The organism is Allobosea sp. LjRoot237, from assembly GCF_964253285.1.
Lineage (GTDB): Bacteria > Pseudomonadota > Alphaproteobacteria > Rhizobiales > Beijerinckiaceae > Allobosea.
The window spans coordinates 1-23,273 of record NZ_CAXUQP020000002.1; the positions used below are offsets into that span (position 1 = coordinate 1).

Annotated in this window: 22 protein-coding genes and 1 pseudogene; 17 read left to right on the forward strand and 6 right to left on the reverse strand. The window is 64.3% G+C overall.

Translation table 11 applies throughout. From position 1 onward, the window contains the following. On the forward strand, positions 1-657 hold a 657-nt coding region (locus tag ACSQ24_RS27585; protein WP_436097984.1), incomplete at its 5' end, for a LytR/AlgR family response regulator transcription factor. A 1,089-nt stretch (positions 658-1,746) separates the two neighbouring features. On the opposite strand, the gene ACSQ24_RS27590 is transcribed toward ACSQ24_RS27585, so the two are convergent. Next, positions 1,747-2,556, reverse strand: coding sequence for an IclR family transcriptional regulator (locus tag ACSQ24_RS27590; protein WP_436097985.1), 810 nt, complete (start codon positions 2,554-2,556; stop codon positions 1,747-1,749). 208 nt (positions 2,557-2,764) lie between these two features. On the opposite strand from ACSQ24_RS27590, the gene ACSQ24_RS27595 reads away from it, so the two are divergent. From ACSQ24_RS27595 to ACSQ24_RS27605, 3 genes are all read left to right on the forward strand, one after another. Next, entirely contained in the window at positions 2,765-3,055 is a 291-nt protein-coding gene (locus ACSQ24_RS27595) for a DUF1330 domain-containing protein (RefSeq protein WP_436097986.1), read from the forward strand. Positions 3,056-3,252: 197 nt separating this feature from the next. Then, on the forward strand, positions 3,253-3,798 hold the full coding sequence (locus ACSQ24_RS27600) for a TRAP transporter small permease (protein WP_436097987.1): 546 nt from the start codon (positions 3,253-3,255) through the stop codon (positions 3,796-3,798). Continuing rightward, on the forward strand, positions 3,795-5,072 hold the full coding sequence (locus ACSQ24_RS27605; protein WP_436097988.1) for a TRAP transporter large permease: 1,278 nt from the start codon (positions 3,795-3,797) through the stop codon (positions 5,070-5,072). Before ACSQ24_RS27600 ends, ACSQ24_RS27605 begins: the two co-directional genes overlap by 4 nt. Before the next feature lie 165 nt (positions 5,073-5,237). On the opposite strand, the gene ACSQ24_RS27610 is transcribed toward ACSQ24_RS27605, so the two are convergent. Beyond that, entirely contained in the window at positions 5,238-5,984 is a 747-nt protein-coding gene (locus ACSQ24_RS27610; RefSeq protein WP_436097989.1) for an SDR family oxidoreductase, read from the reverse strand. Positions 5,985-6,022: 38 nt separating this feature from the next. Then, positions 6,023-7,150, reverse strand: coding sequence for an iron-containing alcohol dehydrogenase (locus ACSQ24_RS27615; protein WP_436098186.1), 1,128 nt, complete (start codon positions 7,148-7,150; stop codon positions 6,023-6,025). Positions 7,151-7,389: 239 nt separating this feature from the next. Here ACSQ24_RS27615 and ACSQ24_RS27620 point away from each other — a divergent pair. The 3 genes and pseudogenes from ACSQ24_RS27620 to ACSQ24_RS27630 form a co-directional block, all read left to right on the forward strand. Further along, positions 7,390-7,752, forward strand: a pseudogene (locus ACSQ24_RS27620) (transposase); the annotation flags it as partial. Positions 7,753-8,297: 545 nt separating this feature from the next. After that, positions 8,298-9,293 (forward strand): TRAP transporter substrate-binding protein, encoded by a 996-nt coding sequence (locus tag ACSQ24_RS27625; protein WP_436097990.1) that lies wholly within the window; start codon positions 8,298-8,300, stop codon positions 9,291-9,293. Positions 9,294-9,476: 183 nt separating this feature from the next. Next, complete coding sequence (locus ACSQ24_RS27630; RefSeq protein ID WP_436097991.1) at positions 9,477-10,466, forward strand: tripartite tricarboxylate transporter substrate binding protein; 990 nt, start codon at positions 9,477-9,479, stop codon at positions 10,464-10,466. Positions 10,467-10,526: 60 nt separating this feature from the next. Here the strand turns inward: ACSQ24_RS27630 and ACSQ24_RS27635 are convergent, their stop codons facing one another. Next, positions 10,527-10,889, reverse strand: a complete 363-nt coding sequence (locus ACSQ24_RS27635) for a hypothetical protein (protein ID WP_436097992.1) — start codon at positions 10,887-10,889, stop codon at positions 10,527-10,529. A gap of 822 nt (positions 10,890-11,711) precedes the next feature. Between ACSQ24_RS27635 and ACSQ24_RS27640 the strand changes: the two genes are divergently transcribed. Further along, complete coding sequence (locus ACSQ24_RS27640; protein ID WP_436097993.1) at positions 11,712-12,584, forward strand: IclR family transcriptional regulator; 873 nt, start codon at positions 11,712-11,714, stop codon at positions 12,582-12,584. Positions 12,585-12,602: 18 nt separating this feature from the next. Here ACSQ24_RS27640 and ACSQ24_RS27645 read toward each other — a convergent pair whose 3' ends face one another. After that, entirely contained in the window at positions 12,603-13,484 is an 882-nt protein-coding gene (locus ACSQ24_RS27645) for a 3-keto-5-aminohexanoate cleavage protein (protein ID WP_436097994.1), read from the reverse strand. Between the two features lie 11 nt (positions 13,485-13,495). Beyond that, the gene (locus ACSQ24_RS27650) at positions 13,496-14,866 is read right to left on the reverse strand and encodes an aspartate aminotransferase family protein (RefSeq protein WP_436097995.1); all 1,371 of its coding nucleotides are present in this window, start codon (positions 14,864-14,866) and stop codon (positions 13,496-13,498) included. Positions 14,867-14,959: 93 nt separating this feature from the next. Here ACSQ24_RS27650 and ACSQ24_RS27655 point away from each other — a divergent pair, with 93 nt between their 5' ends. The 9 genes from ACSQ24_RS27655 to ACSQ24_RS27695 all read left to right on the forward strand — a co-directional run bounded on the left by ACSQ24_RS27655 (position 14,960) and on the right by ACSQ24_RS27695 (position 23,261). Next, entirely contained in the window at positions 14,960-16,141 is a 1,182-nt protein-coding gene (locus ACSQ24_RS27655; protein WP_436097996.1) for a CaiB/BaiF CoA transferase family protein, read from the forward strand. Then, positions 16,138-17,064 carry an SMP-30/gluconolactonase/LRE family protein gene (locus ACSQ24_RS27660; RefSeq protein WP_436097997.1) on the forward strand — a complete coding sequence of 309 codons (927 nt, stop codon included), beginning with the start codon at positions 16,138-16,140 and terminating at the stop codon, positions 17,062-17,064. Before ACSQ24_RS27655 ends, ACSQ24_RS27660 begins: the two co-directional genes overlap by 4 nt. Continuing rightward, entirely contained in the window at positions 17,061-17,972 is a 912-nt protein-coding gene (locus tag ACSQ24_RS27665; RefSeq protein WP_436097998.1) for a dihydrodipicolinate synthase family protein, read from the forward strand. Before ACSQ24_RS27660 ends, ACSQ24_RS27665 begins: the two co-directional genes overlap by 4 nt. A gap of 1 nt (position 17,973) precedes the next feature. Further along, positions 17,974-18,252, forward strand: coding sequence for a (2Fe-2S)-binding protein (locus ACSQ24_RS27670; RefSeq protein ID WP_436097999.1), 279 nt, complete (start codon positions 17,974-17,976; stop codon positions 18,250-18,252). Then, entirely contained in the window at positions 18,249-19,670 is a 1,422-nt protein-coding gene (locus ACSQ24_RS27675) for an NAD(P)/FAD-dependent oxidoreductase (protein WP_436098000.1), read from the forward strand. The genes ACSQ24_RS27670 and ACSQ24_RS27675 overlap by 4 nt, the downstream gene beginning before the upstream one ends. Further along, positions 19,667-20,773 carry an NAD(P)/FAD-dependent oxidoreductase gene (locus tag ACSQ24_RS27680; protein WP_436098001.1) on the forward strand — a complete coding sequence of 369 codons (1,107 nt, stop codon included), beginning with the start codon at positions 19,667-19,669 and terminating at the stop codon, positions 20,771-20,773. Before ACSQ24_RS27675 ends, ACSQ24_RS27680 begins: the two co-directional genes overlap by 4 nt. A gap of 18 nt (positions 20,774-20,791) precedes the next feature. Further along, positions 20,792-21,568, forward strand: a complete 777-nt coding sequence (locus ACSQ24_RS27685) for an SDR family NAD(P)-dependent oxidoreductase (protein WP_436098002.1) — start codon at positions 20,792-20,794, stop codon at positions 21,566-21,568. Positions 21,569-21,645: 77 nt separating this feature from the next. Next, on the forward strand, positions 21,646-22,473 hold the full coding sequence (locus ACSQ24_RS27690) for an amino acid ABC transporter ATP-binding protein (RefSeq protein ID WP_436098003.1): 828 nt from the start codon (positions 21,646-21,648) through the stop codon (positions 22,471-22,473). 8 nt (positions 22,474-22,481) lie between these two features. Beyond that, positions 22,482-23,261: an SDR family NAD(P)-dependent oxidoreductase gene (locus ACSQ24_RS27695; RefSeq protein WP_436098004.1), complete on the forward strand. Its 780-nt coding sequence runs from the start codon at positions 22,482-22,484 to the stop codon at positions 23,259-23,261. Positions 23,262-23,273: the final 12 nt, after the last annotated feature.

A 23,273-nucleotide genomic window follows, 5' to 3' on the forward strand; every position in this document is an offset into this window, starting at 1 on the left:
TCCGCGCTGCGCCCCGATGCGATTTTCCTCGATGTCGAGCTGACCGACGGCCGCGGATTCGACCTGATCGCACAGTTGCTGCCGATGCCGGCGATCGTGTTCGTCACCGCGCATGATCTCTACGCGGTGAAGGCGTTCGACGTCTCGGCCGTCGACTTCCTCCTGAAGCCGGTCGATCCAGGGCGGCTGGCCGTGACGGTCGAGCGGTTGCGTCGGCACCGGCAGGACACCGCACGCGCCGTGGCACCCGGTCGGGAACGGCAGGACGATGTCGAACTGGATATCGATCCCAAGCACGGCGGACCGCAGCAGCGCATCCATCTGCGCATCGATGGCAAGTCGGTGATTGCGCCGCTCCGCACGGTCTCCATGCTGGCCGCGGAGGCGGATTTCACCCGCGTCTTCCTGAAGGACGCACGGGACTATCTGGTCTGCCGTCTGCTGCGGCATTTCGAGGCTCAGCTGCCCAGCCCGCCCTTCGTCCGCATCAGCCGCTCGCTGATCGTCAACCTGGATCAGCTGGAGCGGGTGGAGTGGCAGGAAGCCGGGCGCTGCAGCCTGTCGCTCGGCGGCGATATGGGGCCGGTCACCATCGGCCGGATCGCGGCCCGGCGGCTACGGCAATGCATCGACAGTGGTCGTATGATCAGCGCTTAGGTGTTTGGGCCTGATCCGAGCCTCCCTGGGCCTCCTCGGGGTTTGGCTTGGGAGACGGACGGTGCGCTCGCTGCAGTGTAAATCGGCGCGGGACGCCAGTGCCGATCGGCATCGCAGGGCACTGAGTTTGTTGCCAGGGGCCGCATTTCGCGCTCCCTGCGGGGCGTCAAACGGCACGTAATGTTGTCCCCCCGATCGGCGTCCAATATTGAGTCTGACGCAATCTCGCTGCAGCCTGGGGTCATCCTGCTCCGACAAGGCGTGCCTGAAGCAGGTCGATCTTTCCGCGGCCGTACATCTGGCGTTTGACGAGCTTGAGTTTCGCGATCTGGCCTTCGGCCTGCCCGTTCGACCAGGATGAAGTGATGGCGGCGCGGACGGCCGCTTCGTCCTCTGACGCCGCTGCAGAATGACGCCACAAGGCTGCCGGTAGCGCGCTCCATCCACAATGTCATGCCGGCGACGGCCTTGGTACGGATCATCTGATGGAAGTCCGAGATAATCTCGCGGGCCTTCACCAACTGCGGCAGGCCGCTCTCAATGGCGGCGATGAGAACCGTTTCCGCCTGTGAGTGCTTGTCGCGGCCGTCGTCATGAAGAGAGCTATCGTGCGGGGGAGGGGATGCGGGCAAGGGTACCGGCATCGGCCTTTTCGGCACGCCGCCGGGGGGCGTGGCCCACTCGGAGACAACTCTCAAACTGCCGCCGAAGCCCGGCACGGTTGTGCCGATCGTTGCTTATCGCGCGCCGATCGATGCCGAGGCGCGTCGAGGTATCGCGAACATTCCGCTTGCCGAGCTCGCCAGCCTTGTCGTCAACCAACCAGCCCTGCTTCAGGGAGACGATCGCGCGTTGGCTCTCGCGCGCCTACTTTACTGGGCGTGGAGCGCTTGGCGGCGACCTCGCGAGCGCGGCTGGGCGAAGCGCTCGTCTATGCAGTCCGCTCGCCGGGAAGCGGACCGAGCGCTGAGCAGGTGGGCAGACCACTTCGTTGCTGCAGGGTCAGCCATCTTTCTCAGCGTCGAATGATAGCGATGTCGTTAGGGCGGTACGTCAATGATGCCGCAGGACGCGGTGGCGCGCCCGGCGCTACAGCATCCTGGACAATTCGGCACTGATCAGTTGGGCCGTTTCACGCACCAGCCTTCCGCAGAGTTCGTGGCGCCGCTCGTCGTGCCGGTACACCGGCATACTGATGCTTACCGCTCCAATCGGCTCCCGCAAACGATTGAAGATCGGGCTGCCTAAACAGCGAATGTCCGGCTCGTTTTCCTCGTCATCGAACGCGAAGCCCTGCTCACGCGTCCGCTTCAATTCATCTAACAGCGCTACGGGCGTCGTGAACGTCTTTGCGGTGTGGCGCTTCAGGTCCAGGTCCTTGAGAACGTCCAAGAGCCGTTGGTCCGGCAGGCCAGACAGCCACGCCTTGCCTACGGATGTAGAGTGGAGTTCGACCTGGCCGCCAATACTGGTTTTCATCTGCACCCTGTTCGAGCCCACCAGCTTGTCTATGTAGACCATCCGGTTGTTGCTCGGCACCGCAAGATGCACGGTCTCGTCCGTTGCGTCGCGAAGCGACACCAGAAAATCCCTTGCGATCGTCCGCAAGTCGGAGTCCTCCCAGGTCTTTGCAGCAAACTGGAGGAGGCGTGGCCCCAGACGAAACGTTCCGCTCTCTCCTGCCTGCGTGACGAGCCCCTCCGCGATGAGCGCCGAAACGAGGCGGTAGATCGTACCCCGGGGAAACGGCGCGCGCTTTGTAAGCTGGGCAATGTTCAGCGTTCCGGGGGCATCGGCAATGATTTGCAGCACCGCCATGAACTTCGAGAACGAGGCCGCTCCTTGCACGTGATTAGGCGCTCCAACATCGCCCTCGTCCTGCAGCTCACTCTGGGTCACGGAAATACCTCGCAAGCTTGACAACGGAACATGACGGCACTACACAAATTTGGGCAGAATGTCCACATTGTAGTCAATGTTCTTCTTCGGTCCTAGCCGCGTGATCGAGGAGGATCAACGGCAAACTCTCAAACGCTGAATGTGAATGGATCGGGCCGTCCGTGCCTTCCGCAAGAGAGGGCGCGGAGTTCATGCTGGGAGGAAGCAAATGTCCAAGAAAGGCTACTGGGTTGCAATGGTCGATATTGCAGACCATGAGGGGTACAAAGAATACATTGCGTTGAACAAGGCGGCGTTCGAAAAATACGGGGCGGCCTTTGTTGTTCGCGCCGGACAGAGCCAGGTTATGGAAGGCCCTGACGCGAACCGTCTGGCAGTAATCGAGTTCAAGGATTACGAGACCGCGCTCGCCTGCTACAACTCTCCCGAGTATCAGAGGGCTATCAAGGCCCGAGAGAAGCATGCCAAGGTGCATCTGGCCGTGGTGGAAGGTGTCTGACACCGGACGAATTGCCTGGGGCCTCCTGTCATACCGGCTGGAGGAATAGTCGCCTTTATCTTGCGCGCAGTTCGACCGGATACGTTAAGTGGGCCTTACCCGCCCAGCCTGCTGGAAGTGCTCGGCTCAAAATCTCCGGATCCTCGTCAGAGTGCGGCGAAAGTCGCCGCATGCGCGCACAACCTTTGTGAGCGGTCATGTCTTCAGCGTTGCAGTGGCTATTCAAGGCTTTTGACGTCTTCGTCGTCATCGGAATGGCCGTCATCAGCCTCCTAATCTTTACAAATGTCGTGCTGCGCTATGGCTTCAGCTCAGGCATTCCGTTTGCAGTTGAAGTGTCCCGTGTCGTCCTCGTCTGGGTCATCTTCATGGGTTCCGTGGTGGCCCTGGCCAAGGGCGCGCATCTCGGCGTCGAGTCTCTGGTCGTCAGGTTGCCTCCAAGAGCACGTTTCGTCTGCTTTCTGGTTTCATACGGCTTGATGTTGTGGTGCTGCTGGCTCTTGGGAGAGGGCAGTTGGTCGCTAACTGTCATCGAGTGGAGCAACGTCCAGGCAATGTCGGGAATTCCCGTCGGCGCCATCTACGCTGCGGGGTTGGTCGCTGCGATCCTGATGGCCCTGATTCTCCTTCTCGATCTGTTGCGCTCGCTGCGCGGCATCCTGCCCGCCCCCTGGTCGGGAGTGGAGCATGTTGAGCCGCTACCGGTCGTGCCCCCCGCGCTTACTTCGGAGAAAACACCGTGAGCGGCTTGGTTTTTATCGGTTCCCTCCTTGGTACGATGGCCATCGGGGTTCCCATCGCCTTCGCCCTGATGCTGTCGGGGGTTGCGATGATGCTGCTCATGGGAAATCTGGATGCCAACATCCTGGCGCAACGCTTGGTCAATGGCGCGGACAGCTATCCGCTGATGGCGATCCCCTTCTTTCTCATCGCGGGCGAGCTCATGAACGCCGGCGGCCTCTCCCGTCGCATCGTGAACGTGGCCTTGGCGCTCGTCGGTCACATCCGTGGCGGCCTCGGTTACGTGGTCATCGGCACGGGCCTGATACTTGCCAGCGTCTCCGGCTCCGCAATCGCGGATACGGCGACGCTCGCGGTCATGCTGGTCCCGCTGATGCGGGATGCCGGCTACCACATGGGTCGAGCCTCAGGCTTGATGGCGGCGACAGGCATTATTGCACCCGTAATCCCGCCATCTGTCGGGTTCATCATTCTGGGCGTCACCGCAAACATTTCCATCGTCGGCCTGTTCTTCGCCGGGATCGTGCCAGGGCTGATGATGGGGCTGAGCCTCATGATCGCCTGGTGGTTCCTCTCCAAGAAGGAGATGGCGACGGTTCGGCTCAAGACGCCGCGCAGGGATCTCCCGAAAACCATCGTGACCGCCGGTTGGGCGTTGATGATGCCGGTAATCATCCTCGCGGGACTGCGGTTCGGCATCTTCACGCCAACCGAGGCCGGCGTCGTAGCCGCCGCCTATGCTCTGTTCGTGGGGCTGTTCGTCTATCGCGAGCTGACACCGCGGTTGCTCTATGACGCGCTGCTCGCTGCCGGACGCCTGACGGCAGTGATCATGCTTCTGGTGGCAGCCTCCATGATCTCCGGCTTCATGCTGACGATCTCCAATATGCCCGCCCAGCTCGTCAGTCTCCTCGGACCATTCATCAAATCGCCGATCCTGCTGATGGGTATGATCGTTTTGGTGGTGTTCATCGTCGGCACGGCGCTCGATTTCGCACCCTGCATCACCATTCTGGTGCCCATCCTCATGCCGATCGTCAAAGCGGCCGGTATCGACCCGGTCTATTTTGGGGTCATCTTCATGATGGTCAACGCGGTCGGCCTGATCACACCTCCTGTCGGAACGGTCCTCAACACGGTGAGCGGGATCAGCGGAGTTTCATTGGAGGCGGCGACGAAGGGGGCCATGCCCTACCTTTTGGCTCAGATGGCCCTCATTGTGCTGCTGGTTCTGTTCCCGACATTGGTGACCGTGCCAGCGAGATGGCTCCATTGAGGCTTCGACCGTCGAGGAGTTGAGCGGGACAGTGTCGACGGCTTTTAACGGGCGTCGCGCCGCGATCGCGTTGGACTGAACGTCCGTGGACGAGACGCGCACCGGTCTCAGCAGGCGGGCCGGGTCAGCCCGCCACCCCTCTGTGATATCCCCGACCGCAGAGCATCAGAGCCCGCCGGCGACCGTGATCAAGGTGCCTGTCATAAATCCGGAGCCGGGAGACGCGAGCATCAGGGCAGCGCGCGCGATGTCCTCGGGCTCCGCGATGCGCCCCATGGGCGTTGCCGCTGCAATCCGGGCTGGGCGCTCGGGATTTCCCCCTTGCGTGTGTATCCGCGTGTTGGTGGTCCCGACACGGATGGCATTCACGCGGATGCCCTCCGGCGCCAGTTCCTTGCCCGCGCCGAAGGTGATGGATTCCACGGCCCCCTTGGTGGCGGCGTAGTGGACATATTCGTTGGGGCTGCCGAGGAAGGCGGCCAGCGACGACATGTTCACGATCGTCCCGCCTTGGCCGCCCTTGCGGGTGGACATGCGTCTCGCGGCCTCCTGGATACAGTACATGACGCCGAAGACGTTTATCCTGAAGGCGGCTTCCAGCACCGCAGGCTGCAACTCCTCTATCCTGCCGGCTTTCCCGATGATCCCGGCATTGTTGACCAGGCAGGTCACTCTCCCAAGTTTATCGTCGCAGGCGCTGAATAGAGCCTGTATATCTTCCCTCTTGCCCACGTCTCCCTGTACCGCGATGGCGCGGGCGCCCGCGGCCCTGCAAGCCTCAACGACCTCGGAGGCTGCGGCGCTGTCCGAGAGATAGTTTATACAAACATCGTAGCCTTCAGCGGCGAACAGCCTGGCCGTTGCTCTACCGATGCCGTGGCTTGCGCCCGTCACGATCACGATCGGTCTCACGGAACTACCTCCTCGGTCCTTCCCTGGGCGTTCCCGGCTTAGAAAACGGCCTCGAGGATCGCTGCGTAGTCTTCCTTGCTCAAGGGACGTGGATTGGTGGGGTGACTGTGGTCTGCAATGGCTCGCTCACACACCCAATCGATGACGCGGCGAGGCACTCCAAGTTCGGACAATTTGGGTGTAATGCCCAATCGGATGTTCAACTCGTCCAGTGCGTCTGCGAGGGTTGTTTCTTCAAGTCCTGCCAGGCTTTCGAGCTGGCTGACCTTCTTGGCGACGGCTTCAACTTCCACGTTCCACCGAAGGACGGTCGGCATCAGGATGGCGTTGAGCGTTCCATGATGAAGCTTCGCCTCCTTGAGACCGCCCAGCGCATGGCTCAGCGCATGGACCGCTCCGAGACCCTTCTGGAACGTCATACCGCCTTCCAGAGCGCCCATCATGAGTTCGATCCGCGCCTCGGCGTTCGCGCCATCCGCGTACGCAACAGGCAAAGCCTTCCAGATGCGCTTGAATCCGTCCGTGGCGATTGCCTCGGCGGGCGGGTTGAAGCGGGGGGACAGGTACGTTTCGATACAGTGCGACAATGCGTCGAGACCTGTCGAGGCCGTCAGACCCGGAGGAAGCCCCATTGTCAGGGCCGGGTCACAGACCGCTCTGCGCGGGATTAGGAACGGGCTGATGAAGCCGAGCTTTCGGCCGTCATCCAGCGTGATCAGTGCCGCACGCCCAACTTCGGACCCCGTGCCAGCCGTTGTCGGGATGGCCACGAGCGGCGCCACTGCGCTCGTGATGCGAGCCACGCCGCCCAGGATGGCCGCGTACCGCTCCAGTTCGCCATCATGCGTGGCAAGCAGCGCCACGCCCTTGGCCAGGTCGATCGGAGATCCCCCGCCGATCGCCACGACGCCATCGCAGCCGCCTTGCCTGTACAGTTCGAGACCAGCAGCAACCGCGCTTTCCGTGGGGTTGGTGGGAACGTCCAGGAAGACCGGAGCCGACTTTAGGAACGCGAAGCCCGGGCGCTCGAGCAGACCGGCAGCTTTGATGCCGTGATCGCTGATCACCAAAGGGCGCGACACGCCGAGTTCGCGCAGCATTTCCGCCAACGAATCGGACGCTCCCAGCCCGAAATTGATGTTTGTAAGATAGGTTATGGTATGCACGCTGCCGCTCTCCTTGATATTCCACCCACCTGCATCGCTGCAGCCATCGTGGCGTACGGCACGCCATCGTTTAGCCGGCGCATACAAACGCACGACGATCAGCGCCAATGTCCATTATATGGACATACTGTCCATTATATGTGTATGGGGAAGTCTTGCCTTGTCAAGCACCGCCTCCGGGTTGCCGCGATACCGCCGCCGCTCAGCGCCTTGGCTTGAAAACAGCGGTTAAGGCCGAGATTACCGCGCCCTTCGTCTACGACGGCGCTACAAACGGGAACGTGTTCTTGGTTTAAGTCGAGCAGATCATGGCTCCCACCCTCGCTCAGGGCGTCGTCGTCATGGACAACGTGCAGGCCGACAAGGCTGCCGGCGTTCAAACCGAGATCGAGACGACCGGCGCGAGCTTGCTCTACCTGACGCCCTACAGTCTCGACTTCAAACCCATCGAGAGAGCATTCTCAAAACTCAAGGCTCTGCTCCGCGCAAAGGCCGAGCGATGAATCGATGACCTCCGAGGCATCGTCGACTCTCTCATCGGCCTCCTTGAGCCAGCAGAATGCGGAAACGAGCTCAAAGCCTCCGGATACGATCCAGAATAACCGGACGTCTTCCAGACGGCATCCGATCGGAGTCGCGGCCTCTACGCCGACAACGAACGGCAGCCATGATCTTAATCCGACTGACAAGCAGCCGATCGCGGGGGTCAGAGAGCGGTGATGAAGCGTTGACAATTGGTTTTTGTCTGCCCATCATAAATTATTGGACATTCTGTCCATATTATGGACATGCACCTGGTTTGTAGGTTTGGGTCGGGTCCGAGGGATACTTGGAGTGACCTTGCCAATGGCACGTTTCCTCGCGGGCGGACCTTGGGTTTTACCTACCTTGGCGGCGGAGGGAGGCATTGACCAATTTGTTCTTGGGTTCCGCCATCGCAAACTCCGAAACTTGAGGATCACACTACCGTCGGTGGCGCCATCTTCAATGTGGAGGTCACTATAGGTAGCGGACTTTTCGCTTCAACGTAGAGGGCGCAACTCTCCACGGTTGAAATATCCATATCCTAGGGTCAGCCCTGCTCCCTTCTCGGAGACAGTTTCTGCACCCTTGTTTCTAATAACAAAACTCAATGGGAGGTTATACGATGACAATGAGGTTTCTAACTGCTGCACTTCTAGGACTTATTCTGGCGGCCGCTCCGGCCATGGCGCAGAATCCGCGATTGGGATACGTGCCTGTAGACGATCATCCGGTTGGACAAGCTTCGCGTCATTTTGCGAAGCTGGTTGGAGAGAAGACTGGAGGCCGCATCAAGATCGAAACATTCGGCAACGGCGTGCTCGGAAGCGAGCCCGAGATGCAAGCGTCGGTTCAGGCCGGCTTCATTGACATTATGGTTGGCCCTACGCCCAATCTGGTCGGCGTAGTTCCTCAGTTCATGATCTTCGACCTTCCATTCTTTTATAAAGACTTTGCTGCGGTCGATGCTGTCATGGACGGCGCGGTCGGCGAAAAGCTGTTTGCACAGCTGAAGGAAAAGACCGGTATAGTGGGGTTGGCATGGTGGGACAACGGCTTCCGTCATATGACCAACGCAAAACGCCCCGTTAACACAGTTCAGGATATGGCCGGGCTCAATATCCGGGTCATACCAAACCCTCTGTTCATCGCGACTTGGACAGCTCTCGGAACTAATCCGACACCTCTTCCCTGGCCCGAACTTTACAGCGCGCTCGAAAATCGTGCCGTAGACGCTCAGGAAACGCCGTACGCACTGATCTATACCGCAAGATTCTATGAGGTGCAGAGCCATCTAGCCAAGACTGGGCACGTCTATACGCCGTTCGTTCTTCTTGCCAGCCGCAAATGGTTTGGAAGTCTTTCGGACAAGGACAAGGCGCTGGTCATGGAAGCGGCAAAGGAATCTGCAGCCTTCCAACGCGATCTTTCTCGCAAGGCGGCAGAACAGCTGGAAGGCGAGCTCCAGGCGAAGGGCTTCAAGATTACCCGACCCACGCCTGAGGCGATGGCAGCGATGAGCGAACGAGTCGCGCCTGTCGTGACAGAGTACAGCAAAAAGATCGGGCTCGATCTCGTCGAACAGGCGCGCGCCGCCATGGCCGCGAGTGCCAAGCCGTAAGGGTGACAACAATGGTGCCGGAGCCGGTTCGCCTGCTCCGGAGCCTATTTGTAAACGGAAGCTCGAACCTAAGTCCGCCGCCTGTCGGCCGCACCGCGGCTTCTCTACGCTTGAAGGCGCCCAAGCCCCGTCGCGGACGAGGAACGCCCGGACACTCAATCGATTTAGCGGAGAAACGCCCGAATGACCTTCATCGACAGACGTAGTGTGCTCAAAGGCGCGGCTGCCGGCGCGGCCGGCCTCATCACCGCGCCCACCATCGCCCAGGCCAAGTTCCCGTCCCGGCCCGTCACGCTGGTTTGCCCCTGGGGCGCCGGCGGCGGTACCGATGCGGTGGTCCGCATCATCGCCTCGCTGCTGGAAAAGAGCCTCGGCCAGCCCTTCAGCGTGGTGAACCGCACCGGCGGTTCCGGCGTGGTCGGCCATTCGGCAATCGCGACGGCTGCGCCTGACGGCTACACGCTGGGCATCATCACCTCCGAGATCGCGATGATGCACCATCAGGGGCTGACGCAGCTGACCTATGCCAGCTACACGCCGCTGGCGCTGATGAACGATGACCCGCCGGGCGTGCAGGTGAAGTCGGATTCTCCGTACAAGGACGTCAAGCAGCTGGCGGACGCGATCAAGGCGGCGCCTCCCGGTAAGTTCAAGGCGTCCGGCACCGGCCAGGGCGGCATCTGGCATCTGGCGCTGGTCGGTTGGATGCAGGCGATGGGGCTAAAGCCCGACCATGTCGCGTGGGTTCCGTCCAACGGCGCAGCCCCCGCGATGCAGGATCTGGCCGCCGGGGGTCTTGACCTCGTGACGTGCTCGGTACCGGAAGCCCGCGCGATGATCGACGCCGGAAAGGCGAGATCGCTCGCGATCATGGCCGCGCAGCGCAACCCGCAGTTCAAGGACGTACCGACCCTCAAGGAGGCCATGGGGCTGGAGGTGCCGCTCGGCTCCTGGCGCGGCATCGGCGGGCCGAAGAACCTGCCGCCGGATGTCGCCAAGCTGCTCTCGGCCGAGCTCAAGAAGATCTATGACTCGCAGGAGTACAAGGACTTCATGAATTCGCGCGGCCTGACGATGAAGTACGCCGATGCGGACGCCTTCGGCTCCTTCATGGCCGATAGTGACAAGGCGATGGGCGCCTTCATGAAGGCCGGCGGGCTAGCCAAGGGCTGATCCGCGCGAACCTCAAGGCAGCCGGGCGCGGCCGCGGAGGCCACGCCCGGCCTCTTCCCGTCACCGAAAGCCGCTGCCCATGTTCCTGTCCGACAAGGTCACCTGAGGTGTCGTTGGCTGGAGAAGGATGCCAGCGAGCCCGAGCTTTCGTATTTGCCGTCGCGCCTCTGGCTGATCGGCCTCGGCAATCTCGGCTAGGCGATCTCGTGGCTGCTCGCCTGCCTGCCCTACCCCGATCGCAGTCAGATTGAGCTGCTTCTTCAGGACTTCGACGAGATGGCCGGGTCGAATGACAGCACGTCGCTGTTGTCGTCGCTGCCGCTGATCGGTCAGAAGAAGGTCAGGGTTGTGCCCGGGTGGCTTGAGTAGATCGGCTTTCGCACCGTGATCAAAGAGCGCCGATTCGGCCGATGGATCTTTCACGGCCCGCACGATCCCGGCGTGGCGCTGTGCGGTGTCGGTAATGCGTTGGCGCGATCAGAACTCGACAAGCCGGGCTTCGACCTTGTCGTCAAAGCCAGCCTCGGGGGCGGTCCTGGCGGTTTCCGAAATTCCTCGATGCACAGCTTCCCGTCCTCACTCACGCCTGACCGCATCTGGGGGCGGCAGCAGAGGAGGGTAAAACGGTCGATGTCTCCTCTATGCCTGCCTATGACGCGCTGGAGAAGGCAGGTATAGGCGCCTGTGGCCTGGCGCAGCTTGCGTCCCGTACGGTCGGCGTTCCCTTTGTCGGCCTCATCACCGCGGCGCTCGTCGTTGCCAAACTGCTTCGCCGGCTTCATTGGGCGCGGGGTCTGGAATATGTTTCCGGATCGACGTTTTGTCTCGACGATGTCGAAATTCTGAAATGGGGGTCAGCCCCTATCAGTCCGCCTTTGTCAGCGTTCGCTGAGACCGCCATGCCGGACTCCGCAAGAGTCCGGCATGGGCCTCGATCGCGTTACCCACTCCCATTCGGATCGCCAGAAACCAGACATCCTAGAGGGCAGCAATGGGCCAAAGAACGCACGTGCGGGGAGCGCCAATTTCCAAAACAGGGGTCATGCTACTCGGCCGTGATGGCCGGAGCTGCCTGCGCGCAGACCCAGCGCCCTCTCAGGCACTGTTCTGAAGCGGGTTTCGAGCTGAGTGGTCGATTTTGGGTTCCTGGATCGGCGTGAAGCTGAATCAGAAAACCGCCGGTAGAAGCCGAGCGTCGCACATCAGATGGGAATTCGCAGAGGGTGGGGGCGCCAGGTGGAAAAGATGGCGAGCGTGACCCAGACAAAAAATCGTTTTATAGACAAATCAAGGAACCAGGCGGATCAAAATCGAATGGACGACGTGACGGATGCGGTCGATGCCGAGACGCAGCACAAGAACCACTCGGTCTATTTCGTCCCCGGCCTGCATCGCGGCCTTCGTGTGCTGGAGATCGTAGCGGCGGCGCAGCGCCCGCTGAGCATTACGGACATCGCGTCGGAACTCGGATTGACCCGGTCCTCGGTGTTTCGCCTAGTCTACACACTCCGGCATATGGGTTTCCTGGAGGAAGAGCAGACCAAGCACTTCACGCTGGGACCGCGCGTTCTCAATATCGGATTCGCCTTTCTCGCCTCCAAGGACATCATCGAGATTGCCCGCCCTGAGCTGGAAGCACTGCGCGATGACACGCAGGTTTCCGCACATCTCGCGATCCGCGACGAGCGCGACGTGCTTTATCTCAGCTGCGTCCAGACGCGGTCCGGCTTTCTCAGCAACATGAATGTCGGCTCGCGAGTGCCGGCCTACGCCTCGCCCATGGGGTGGCTGCTGCTCTCGGGCCTGCCGCCGGCGGAGTTGACGGTGCTTTTCCGCAACGAGACTTTCGTGCCGCTGACGGACCAAACTCCGACTTCCGTCAAAGCGCTGCTGGATATCGTCAAGCAAGCCGGACAACGCGGTTACGTCATCAGCCGGGGTGCCATGGAAGCCTCGGGAAGCTCGATTTCGACGCCGATCATCAACCGGCGCAAGGAAATCGTCGGGGCCATCGATATTTCGGGACCGGATTCCGCCTTCAATCTGGGCGAAATCGAAGGACGCTACCTGAGCGCGGTTCAGGCCACGGCCGCGCGAATTTCCCAGCGTATGGGATAGGCTTGGGAAGGGCAGCCGTCACGGCGCCGGCAGTCCGAGGATCTGACGTGCTTCGGCCGGTGTCGCGAGGGATCCGCCGAGATTCTCGACGATCGTGCCGGCCTTCTCGACCAACTCGGCATTGTCGCGGGCAAGCACGCCCTTGCGGATATAGACGTTGTCCTCGAGCCCGACCCTGACATGGCCGCCCAGCAGGAAGGCTTGCGCCAAAAGCGGGAACTCGTGGCGTCCGACCCCGAACGCAGCCCAGATGCAATCCTTCGGAAGCTGCGAGGCGAAATAGAACAAGGTCTCCGGGTTGGGAATCGCGCCGTAGCGGACGCCCAGGACGATCTGGATCAGCAGCGGATTTCGCAATGTGCCATCCGACTGCAGGGCTAGAGCGAGCTGGAGGTCGCCACCGTCGAACAGCTCCAGCTCGGGCAGGACGCCGGCCGCATAGATACGCCTGGCCATTTCGGTCACGTTGCGCGGGGTATTGATGACCACCGCGCTGCCCGAGAACATAGTATTGAGATCAAGCGTACAAATTTCGGGCTTCAGCGCCTCGACATGCGCCACGCGCCGCTCGGGGGTTGTCAGTGTCGTCCCGGGAGCGGCGACGGCCGGCTCATCAAGGCCAGGGACGAAGCGGCCGCCTTCTCCCGTCGAGAGGTTGATGATGACGTCCGAGCCGGACTGGCGGACGCGATCGACGATCTCGCTGAAGAGCCGCAGATCCATGCTGCCTTTGGTCGAGACCGGGTCGCGCGCGTGGAGGTGGACGACGGCAGCGCCTGCCTTTCCGGCCTCGATGGCAGCCGAGGCGATCTCGGCGGGCGTGACGGGAAGGCCAGGATGCTGCTCGCGCGACGTGAGGTTGCCGGTGACGGCGCAGGTGAGGATCGTCTTGCGGGACACGAGATGGCTCCTCAAGCCGCAATCTTGGCGGACAGAGTTGCCTCCAATGCCGCCCGGAGCCTCTCGACGATTTCGTCGACTTGGCTCTCACTAATGGTGAAGGGCGGCGCGAGCAGGACATGATCGCCGTTGACGCCGTCGGCCGTGCCACTTGAGGGATAGCAGATCAGTCCGACATCCTGCGCCGCCTGCTTGATCTTGGTGGCGAGTTGGTTCTTCGCGACGAAGGGCTGTTTGGTCTCGCGATTGGCGACCAGTTCGAGCGACTGGAACAAGCCACGCCCCCTGATGTCGCCGACATGGGGGTGCTGCCCGAAGGCCTCGTGCAGCCGGCGCGACAGTAGGCGCCCCAAGCGATCAACGTTGTCGAGCAGCCCGTCATTCTCGATCGTCTCGATCACCGCAATCGAGGCGGCGCAGGCGACCGCATGGCTCATATAGGTGTGGCCATTGGCGAGTAGCCCGGAGCCGGCCTCGATCGCCCCGGCGACGCGCTCGCTCGCCATGGTCGCGGCGATCGGCTGGTAGCCGGCCCCCAGCCCCTTGGCGATGGTGATGATGTCGGGCCGCACACCCTCCTGCCCGGTGACGAACATCGCGCCGGCGCGGCCCATGCCGCACATCACCTCGTCGGCGATGAAGAGGATGCCATGCCGGTCACAGATCTCACGGATCCGAGCGAGATAGCCCGGAACCGGGGGAACGGTCCCGAGCGTCGCCCCCACGATCGGCTCGGCGACGAAGGCGGCGACGCTCTCGGGGCCGAGGCGGCGGATCTCGGCGTCGAGTTCATCCGCGGCGCGCAGGCCATAAGCTTCCGCCGTCTCGCCATCCCGCTGGTTCCGGTAGGCGTAGCAAGGCGCGATCTGCGAGGTCTCGATCAGCATCGGCTGATACATCGTCCGGCGGCCGGGATGGCCACCAACAGCGAGCGCGCCCAGCGTGTTGCCGTGATAGCTCATGCGCCGCGAGATGAAGCGCACCCGGCCAGGCTGGCCGATCTCGACGAAATATTGCCTGGCAAGCTTCATCGCCGCTTCCATGGCTTCCGAGCCGCTGCCGAGAAAGGCCACGCGGCCGTGTCCGAAGCCGGCCGGGGCGCGCTCGACGAGCATCTGTGCCAGCCTCTCGCTCGGCTCGTTCGTGAAGAAGGAAGTGTGGGCGTATTCGAGCTTGCCGAGCTGGGCTGTGATCGCTTCGATGACGCGGGGATGGGCGTGGCCCAGGCACGACACTGCCGCTCCGCCGCTGGCGTCGAGATAGTGCTTTCCGTCGGCATCGACGAGGTGGACGCCGTCACCCGTCACAGCCAGCGGAGGGGTCTTGCGTAAGTTGCGATGCAGGATCGCCGACGAGCTCGGACGGGGAGTCGGATTTGACATGGTGCTCTTTGCCGCTTCCAAAATTCTGTTGATATACAAAACATAGTTCCGTATAAGAAACAAGAACGGAGTGACCCATCCTTGAACCCGTCAGTGCAGCGTCCCTTTCACGGCATTCGCGTCCTGGACCTCACCCATGTGCTCGCCGGGCCGTTCTGCGCCTACCAGCTCGCTCTGCTCGGCGCCGATGTCGTGAAGATCGAGCCGCCGCAGATGCCGGATGCGGCCCGCGGCCGCGGGCCGGACGACGCCCTCAATGCCGTCGGCCTCGGCATCAACTATCTCGTCCAGGGCTCGAACAAGCGCTCGCTCGCGCTTGACCTCGCCTCCGAGGACGGGCGGGAAATCCTGCTCGACCTCGTCGACGGGGCCGATGTGCTGGTCGAAAATTATCGTGCCGGCGCGCTCGAGGCCCTCGGGCTCGGGCCGCAGGCGCTTTGCGCCCGCAATCCCAAGCTGATCCACTGCTCGATCACCGGCTTCGCCCGCGGCCACGAGCGCGAAGCGGTCAACGCCTATGACAACGTCATCCAGGCGGCCTCAGGCGTGATGGCCCGCACGACCGGCCGCTCGGGCGAGCCGGTGAAATCCGGCGCCTCCTTCATCGACTACGCCACCGGCTACGCCGCGGCCTTCGCGATCTCGGCGGCTCTGTTCCAACGACAGGCCAGCGGCAAAGGCCAGATCATCGACTGCGCGATGTTCGATACTGCCCTGACGCTGATGGCGCCCGAAGCCGCCGCCGCGCTCTACGAAGGTCCCGTCCAGCCGCGCCCGAAGGAAGCCGGGCTCGGCACCTATGAGACGGCCGACGGCCTCCTGATGCTCGGCGCCTTCAACACGCGCCAGAACAGGCGTCTATGGGATGCACTCGGCCGCCCCGACTTCGCTGCGTTGAAGGACTGGCCGGAGCTATGGGCCGCCGCGCAGGCAATGCGCGAGGCACTCGTGCCGATCATGCGCACCCGCATCGCCGCGGAATGGGAGGAGTATCTTCACGCGATCGGCATCCCCGCCGAGCGCGTGCGCACGCTGGACGAGGCCACCCGCCTGCCGCATTTGCGCAAGCGCGGCCTCTTTCACGCGCTCGATGCCGCCCTGCCCGGTGCAGCGCCCGTCGCGGTCCCGCTCGCCCCCTTCACCTTTGCCGCCGCCGGCCCGGCGATCGACCGCCCTCCGCCGCGGCTCGGCGAACACAGCGCCGAAATCCTCCGCGAGATCGGGCGCTCACCGGCTCAGGTCGAAGCCCTGAGAGCGCAGGGTGTGATCGCATGATCGGCGCCGCCTTCCCACGGCATGACGCCGAGCTGTTCACGCGCCTGCCGGAGGCCCTGCACTGGACCGGCGAGCCGACCGACTGGGTCCGTGCGACGCGGCCGGGCCAGCGCCTGCACTCCTTCCTGGAAGGCCCCTGCTTCGACGCGGAGGGACATCTTTGGCTGGCGGACGTGCCCTATGGCCGCCTGTTCCGGATTGCGCCGGAGGGGGGCTGGCAGCTCGCCTTCCAATATGACGGCGAACCGCACGCACTACGTCCGCGCGGCGATGGCACCTGGCTGATCGTCGACTACCGCCACGGCCTGCTTTCCTTTGACTCCCTGGCGAAGACAGTGACGACGCTGTGCGCCAGAGTGAACACCGAGCCATTCCGCGGTCTCAGCGACCTCACCGTCGCGCCCAATGGCGATGTCTGGTTCACCGATTCCGGCCGCACCAGCCTCTCGGATCCGACCGGGCGGGTCTACCGGCTGCGACAGGGCGAAACGAAGCCCGAACTGATCCTCGCAAACGTGCCTTATCCGAACGGGATCGCGCTCTCGCCGGACGGCAAGCTGGTCTACCTCGCCGCGACGCGCGCCAATGCCGTCTGGCGCTTCCTGGCGGAAGCGCCCGATCCGGCCTGGCCGATGGTCGGCACCTTCCTCCAGCTCTCCGGCGGCCTCGGCCCGGATGGGCTGGCGGTCGACGCCTCGGGGCGGCTCGCCATCGCCCAGGCGCAGGCGGGACGGCTCTATCTCGTCGATGCGCTCGGCGATCCGCTGGCGGTCGTGCACACGCCGGGCGGGCTCTGGACCACGGCCTGCGCCTTTTCGCCGGACCAGTCGAACCTGTTCATCGTCGAGGCGCAGACCGGCGGCGTCTTCCGCATTCCCATGGCCACGCTTCTTGCGGCCGCCCCATCAGGACGATCCTCATGACCATGCTGACGAAGGACACGCTCAAGGGCTTCGTGCCGGCCATCGTCACGCCCTTCGACGAGCGTGGCGAGATCATGGCGGACGCTTTCGTCCATCTGGTCGAGCACCTGATCGGCATCGGCGCGCAGGGCATCTGTGTCGCCGGCGACAATGGCGAGAGCTGGGCGCTCAATCTCGACGAGCGCGCCCGCCTGACCCGCATCGCCGTCGACCACAGCGGCGGGCGGGTGCCGGTGATGATGGGCTGCACCGCTCCCGGCTCGAAGCAGACGATCCAGTATGCACAGGCGGCCAAAGAAGCCGGCGCCAGCGGTATCCTGGTCATGCCGCAGACCTATGTGCTGAAGGCGACACGGGAGGAGCTGCTGCGGCGCTTCGAGCTGCTGGGCAAGGCCGTCGACATCCCGATCGTGCTCTACAATTCGCCGCGCCGCGTCGTGATCGAGCTCTCTATCGACGATGTCGAGGCGATCGCCAGCGTCGCCCCGGTCGTCGGCATCAAGGAGTCCAATCGTGACATCGGTCACCTGACCCGGCTGATCCGCCGCATGGGCGACAGGATCGCGGTGATGGTCGGCCCGTCCTATTACATCCTGGTCGGCAGTGCGCTCGGGGCGCCCGGCTTCATCGCCACCGGGCCCGAACTGCTCGGCAAGACCGCCGGCCGGTTGATGGAGATCGGCCGCAAGGCGCCCGATGCCGACTATGTCGACGCCCATCAGAAGCTGACCATCGTCTACGAGACGCTGATGTCGCTCGGCACCTGGCCCTCCTCCTTCAAGGCGGCGCTCGACCTTCAGGGCCTGCCCGCCGGCGTGCCGCGCGATCCGCTGCTGCCGCTCGGCGGGACCCAGCTCGAGAAGCTCCGCGCCACGCTCGACGAGCTCGGCCTGCTGCCCGGCCGCTGAGATGGCTGGCGACCTGCGTATCGGTTTTGCCTGTAAGCGGATGGTCAGCTTCCGCTTCGACGGCGAGACATTGACGGCTTGCGAGGGCGAGATGCTCGCCTCCGCATTGTATGCGCAGGGGCGACGCACATTGCGCACAAGCCGCGACGATGGCGGCCCGCGCGGAGCGTTCTGCTTCATGGGCGTCTGCCAGGAATGCGTCGTCTCGATCGACGGCAGGCTGACGGAAGCCTGCCGCACGCCGGTGCATGATGGGCTCGTCGTGGAGTCGGTGCGGTGAGCGGCGCCTATGACCTCATCGTGCTTGGCGCCGGCCCCGCCGGTGCGGCGGCGGCGATCAAGGCCCGCAGCCTCGGCCTCTCCGTCGCCGTGATCGACGAGGCACCGTCAGCCGGCGGCCAGGTCTATCGCGCTCCCTCCCCGGCGCTGATGGCGACGCAGCCCGATTCTGACCGGCGCAAGGGCGAGGAGTTGCGGGCGAAGCTCGCCGCCAGCGGCGCCGTCCTGCACGCGAACCACCGGGTCTGGTCCCTGACACCGGGCTTCTCCGTCATCGCGATCGGCCCCGACGGTCCGATGACGCTCAAAGGGCCCAATCTCATCGTCGCCGCCGGCGCGGTCGAGCGGCATATCCCCATTAGCGGCTGGACCTTGCCGGGCGTGATCGGGCTGGCCGGCGCGACCATCCTGCTCAAGGCCCATGACGTGCTGCCGGGGCGCCGGGTCGTCGTCGCCGGCTCCGGCCCCCTCCTGCTGCTCGTCGCCAGCAAGATCGTCGCCGCGGGCGGCGAGGTCGCCGCCTTGGTCGATGCCGCGCCGCGGTCAGCCTGGCTGGCGCGGCTCGGCAGCATGCTGGCGCGGCCCGACCTGATGGCCAGGGGAGCGGGCTGGCTGCTCGCGCTGCTGAAGGCGCGGGTTCCGATCCATTCTGGCGCCGCCATCCGCGCGATCCATGGCGCGGATGGCGTCGAATCCGTCACGATCGGCCCCGTAGATGGCGACTGGCGGCCGGTTGGCGATGCCGAGCGGACGATCACGGCCGATGCCGTCTGCCTCGGCTTCGGCCTGTTGCCGTCGACCGAGGTTACGCGCCTCCTCGGTGCCGAGCATCGCCATGAACCGGAGCTGGGCGGCTGGGTCCCCGCCGTGGATGCCTCGCTCCAGACCTCCGTGCCCGGCCTGTTCGTCGCCGGTGACGGCGCCGGCGTCCGCGGCGCCGATGCCGCCCCGCTCTCCGGCGAGCTTGCGGCGCTCGGCGTCGCCAGCCGGCTCGGGCGCGGCGGCGATCTCGCAAGCCAGGTCGCGAGGATCGATAGCGCTTGGCGCAAATCGGCACGCTTCGGCGCGGCGATGTCGGCGCTCGCCATGCCGCCGCCCGGCGCTGCCGCGATGATCGAGGCTGGAGCGACCGTCTGCCGTTGCGAGGGGCTGACGCGCGCAACCCTCGACGCTGCGATCGCGGCCGGCGCCAGGACACTCGCCGACCTCAAGGCGACCACGCGCTGCGGCATGGGTCTTTGCGGTGGGCGCGTCTGCGGCGAAGCGGCGGCGATGCTGATCGCCGCTGCGACCGGCTCGGATCGCGTGGCGATCGGCCAGCCGAGCGCCCGCCCGCCGCTGCGACCAGTCCCGCTCGCCGCGATCACCGGCGCGTTCGACTATGACGAATTGCCCATCCCCGCCCCGGCCCCGCTATGAGCGCGCTCTACGATTTGGCCATCATCGGCGGCGGCATTCTGGGCAGCGCCGCCGCTTGCCGCGCCGCGGAAGGCGGGATGCGCACGATCGTCATCGAGCAGCAGACGCTCGGCAGCGGCGCCTCCGGCGTCAATGCCGGCACGCTCTCGCTGCAGATCAAGCGCGTCAAGCTGATGCCCTATGCGATCAAGGGCCATGAGCTCTGGGAGCGGGCCGGCGAGCGCGTCGGCTTCCACAAGACCGGCGGCATCACGCTCGCATTCAACCAGCGCGAGGCCGATCTCCTGAATGAGCGCATGGCGCTGAAGCGCGAGGCCGGCGCGCCGATCGAATTGATCTCGCCGGCGCGGGTCGCCGAGCTCGAGCCCAATCTGTCGCGCAAGGTCGTCGCGGCGAGCTGGTGCGCCGAGGATGGCTACGCCAATGCCAGCCTGTCGGGCGCCTATTACCGCGCCCTGCTCGAAGCGGCCGGCGTCGAAATTCGCGAGCGCACGCCGGTCACGGCGATCGAGCGCGGCGGCGGCGCCTTCCAGCTGGCGACGCCGGCGGGTGAAATCCGCGCGACGCGGCTGCTGCTCGCCTGCGGTGCCTGGCTCCGGCGCGCCGGCACGATGATCGGCCTCGACCTGCCTGTCCGGGCCCGCGTCAACACCGTCTCGGTCACCGAGCGCGGCCCGGTGCTGGTCGGCACGGTGATCGGCCATGCCACCGGCCTGCTCACGCTGAAGCAAAAGCCGAACGGCAGCGTCCTGATCGGCGGCGGCTGGCAGGGCAGCGGCTCGCCGGATGAGGGGCGCGGCTGGGTCGATCCTAAGACGCTGCTGCCGAACCTGCGGCTCGCCATGTTCGCCGTGCCTGGCCTCGATCGCTTCCGCGTGGTGCGCTCCTGGACCGGCTTCGAAGCCAATGTGCCGGACTTCTACCCGCTCGCCGGGGCGGCGCCCGGCGTCGACAACGCCTTCCTGCTCGGCTGCGTCCGCGGCGGCTACACCATCGGCCCCTATATCGGCGCGCTGATGGGCGAGCTCATCCTCGGGCGCGAGCCGGAGCTGCCGCTCTTCGATCCCGGCCGCTTTTCCAACCCAACTGCGCCGGCAGCCTGATCAACAGCGAGAGACCTTATGTCTACGGATTTGAATCGTCTCGACGCACGCACCGCGATCGTCACCGGCGGCGGCACCGGCATCGGCAAGGCCATCGCCGAGGCCTTCGCGCGGGCCGGCGCGCATGTCGTCGTGTCGGGCCGCACACTTGAGACGATCGAGCCGGTCGCCCGAGCGATCGGCGGCACTGCCGTCATCTGTGACGTCACCAGGCTCGACGACGTCGAGGCGATGTTCGCGCAGGCCTTGGCGATTAGTGGCAAGATCGACGTGCTCGTCAACAATGCCGGGCAGAGCGGGCCGATCGGCAACATCGCCGACGTCGATCTCGACGCTTGGCGGGCCTGCGTCGAAATCAACCTGTTCGGCACCGTCAACTGCCTGCGAGTCGGCGCCCGTATCATGAGTGCCCAGGGCTCCGGCTCGATCGTCAACATGTCGTCGTTGATGGGGCTGAAGGGCTACCCGATGCGCAGCGCCTACTGCGCCACCAAGTTCGCGGTCATCGGCCTGACCGAGACGGTCGCGCGCGAGGTCGGTCCGTCGGGCGTCCGCGTCAACGCGCTTTGCCCGGGTGCGATTTCGGGCGAGCTGATGGACCGCGTCGTGGCGCGCCGCGCGGCCGCCGAAGGTCGGGAGCCTGCCGACATCATCAAGGAGAACTATACGGATGTGGCGGCGCTTCGCCGTTGGGTGACCCCGGATGAGGTCGCCGCAGCGGCTCTTTTCCTGGCTTCCGATGCCTCGTCCTCGCTGACCGGCGAGCGCATCAAGACGGATGCCGGCCGTTTCTGAAGGCAGCGGACAAGACCGCTCCGATGCTGCATTTGCATAAAACAAAGTTTTGTGTATAAACAAAACAGGGAGCTATTATGCAGCACACGACATTCGCCGAGACCGTTTCCGACGTCCCGCGGAGGTCGCTTCTCGAGCTCAAGGGCATCGAGAAGTCCTATGCGCGGACCTCGGCGAAACCCATTCAGGTGCTGAAGGGCATCGATCTGTCGCTCTATCAAGGCGAGGTTCTCGTCCTCATCGGGCCGAGCGGCTCGGGCAAGAGCACACTTCTGCGCTGCATGAACCTGCTCTCGCCCTTCGACGGCGGCGAGATGGTCTTCGAGGGCGAAAGCTGGCGCCCGGATGGGAAAGGGGAATGGCCCGACGGTAGCGATGCCCGCGCACGGCTGCAGAAGCTGCGCTGGCGCATCGGCATGGTGTTCCAGCAGTTCAACCTGTTCCCGCACAAGACAGCGGCCGAGAACGTCATGCTGGCGCTCAAGCGGATACGAAAGATGTCGTCCTCCGAAGCGCGTGCCGTCGCGGTCGCCGAACTCGACCGCGTCGGACTCAAAGAGAAGGCAGACGCCTATCCGAGCCAGCTCTCGGGCGGCCAGAAGCAGCGCGTCGCGATCGCCCGAGCACTGGCAATGAAGCCGGAGGTGATGCTCTTCGACGAGCCGACCTCGGCGCTCGATCCCGAGCTGCGCGGCGGCGTCCTCGACCAGATGAAGCGACTGGCCGGCGAGGGCATGACCATGGTCGTCGTCACGCATGAGATGGCCTTCGCGCGCGAGGTCGGCAACCGCGTCGTCTTCATGGCGGACGGTGTCATCGTCGAGGAAGGCCCCGCGCGCGAGGTCATCGGCGATCCCAAGCACGAGCGCACGCAATCCTTCCTCAAATCCGTCCTCGCCGCATGAGTGCTCCAATGACTGATCGTTTCACCGGCAAGGTCGTCATCGCCACGGGCACGGCGTCCGGGCTCGGGGCCGAAGCTGCCAGGCAATTCGCCCAGGAAGGCGCCAGCCTCGTCCTGGTCGACCTGAACGCGGCGTCCCTGGAGCGCGTTGCGGCAAGCCTCCGCGAGGAGGGAGCCGCCGTCGAGACCGTGGCCGGCGATGTCTCCGATAGCGCGGTCGCGAAGGCCGCCGTCGAGCAGGCGCTTTCGCGATTCGGGCGCATCGATATTCTCGTCAACAACGCCGCCATCGATCCCTGGAACGCCAAGGCCCTGCCCGACACGAGCGAGGAGGTCTTCGACCAGGTCATCGCGGTCAATCTGAAATCGGCCTATCTATTTTGCCGCGCGGTCGTGCCGATCATGCTGAAGCAGGGCGGCGGTGCGATCGTCAACACCGCCTCGATCGCCGGCATCACCGCCTCCTCGCAGGAAGCGATCTACGGCATCTCGAAGGCGGCGCTCATCCACCTGACCAAGTCGATCGCGCGGGACTATGCGACGTCGGGCATCCGCTCGAACTGCATCTGCCCGGGCATCCTTGAAGCCGTCATGACCGACCGCCGCCAGGATATGACCGGCGAGATGCTGGAGCAGCGTTCCAAGAAGGCCGGCGGCGTGATCCCGATGGGCCGCGAGGGCCGCTACGACGAAGTCGCCCGTTCGATCCTGTTCCTCGCGAGCGAGCGCGACGCCAGTTACGTCACCGGTGCCGCGCTCGTGGTCGACGGCGGCTACACGATCGTCTGACGGCAGCCGAAT

Excerpts from the sequence above, each read along its gene's own strand:
- ACSQ24_RS27690 (WP_436098003.1), top strand. The coding sequence starts at position 21,646 with ATGCAGCACACGACATTCGCCGAGACCGTTTCCGACGTCCCGCGGAGG.
- ACSQ24_RS27640 (WP_436097993.1), top strand. The coding sequence starts at position 11,712 with ATGGCGAGCGTGACCCAGACAAAAAATCGTTTTATAGACAAATCAAGG.
- ACSQ24_RS27625 (WP_436097990.1), top strand. The coding sequence starts at position 8,298 with ATGACAATGAGGTTTCTAACTGCTGCACTTCTAGGACTTATTCTGGCG.
- ACSQ24_RS27600 (WP_436097987.1), top strand. The coding sequence starts at position 3,253 with ATGTCTTCAGCGTTGCAGTGGCTATTCAAGGCTTTTGACGTCTTCGTC.
- ACSQ24_RS27660 (WP_436097997.1), top strand. The coding sequence starts at position 16,138 with ATGATCGGCGCCGCCTTCCCACGGCATGACGCCGAGCTGTTCACGCGC.
- ACSQ24_RS27680 (WP_436098001.1), top strand. The coding sequence starts at position 19,667 with ATGAGCGCGCTCTACGATTTGGCCATCATCGGCGGCGGCATTCTGGGC.
- ACSQ24_RS27630 (WP_436097991.1), top strand. The coding sequence starts at position 9,477 with ATGACCTTCATCGACAGACGTAGTGTGCTCAAAGGCGCGGCTGCCGGC.
- ACSQ24_RS27665 (WP_436097998.1), top strand. The coding sequence starts at position 17,061 with ATGACCATGCTGACGAAGGACACGCTCAAGGGCTTCGTGCCGGCCATC.
- ACSQ24_RS27670 (WP_436097999.1), top strand. The coding sequence starts at position 17,974 with ATGGCTGGCGACCTGCGTATCGGTTTTGCCTGTAAGCGGATGGTCAGC.
- ACSQ24_RS27650 (WP_436097995.1), bottom strand. The coding sequence starts at position 14,866 with ATGTCAAATCCGACTCCCCGTCCGAGCTCGTCGGCGATCCTGCATCGC.
- ACSQ24_RS27595 (WP_436097986.1), top strand. The coding sequence starts at position 2,765 with ATGTCCAAGAAAGGCTACTGGGTTGCAATGGTCGATATTGCAGACCAT.
- ACSQ24_RS27685 (WP_436098002.1), top strand. The coding sequence starts at position 20,792 with ATGTCTACGGATTTGAATCGTCTCGACGCACGCACCGCGATCGTCACC.
- ACSQ24_RS27695 (WP_436098004.1), top strand. The coding sequence starts at position 22,482 with ATGACTGATCGTTTCACCGGCAAGGTCGTCATCGCCACGGGCACGGCG.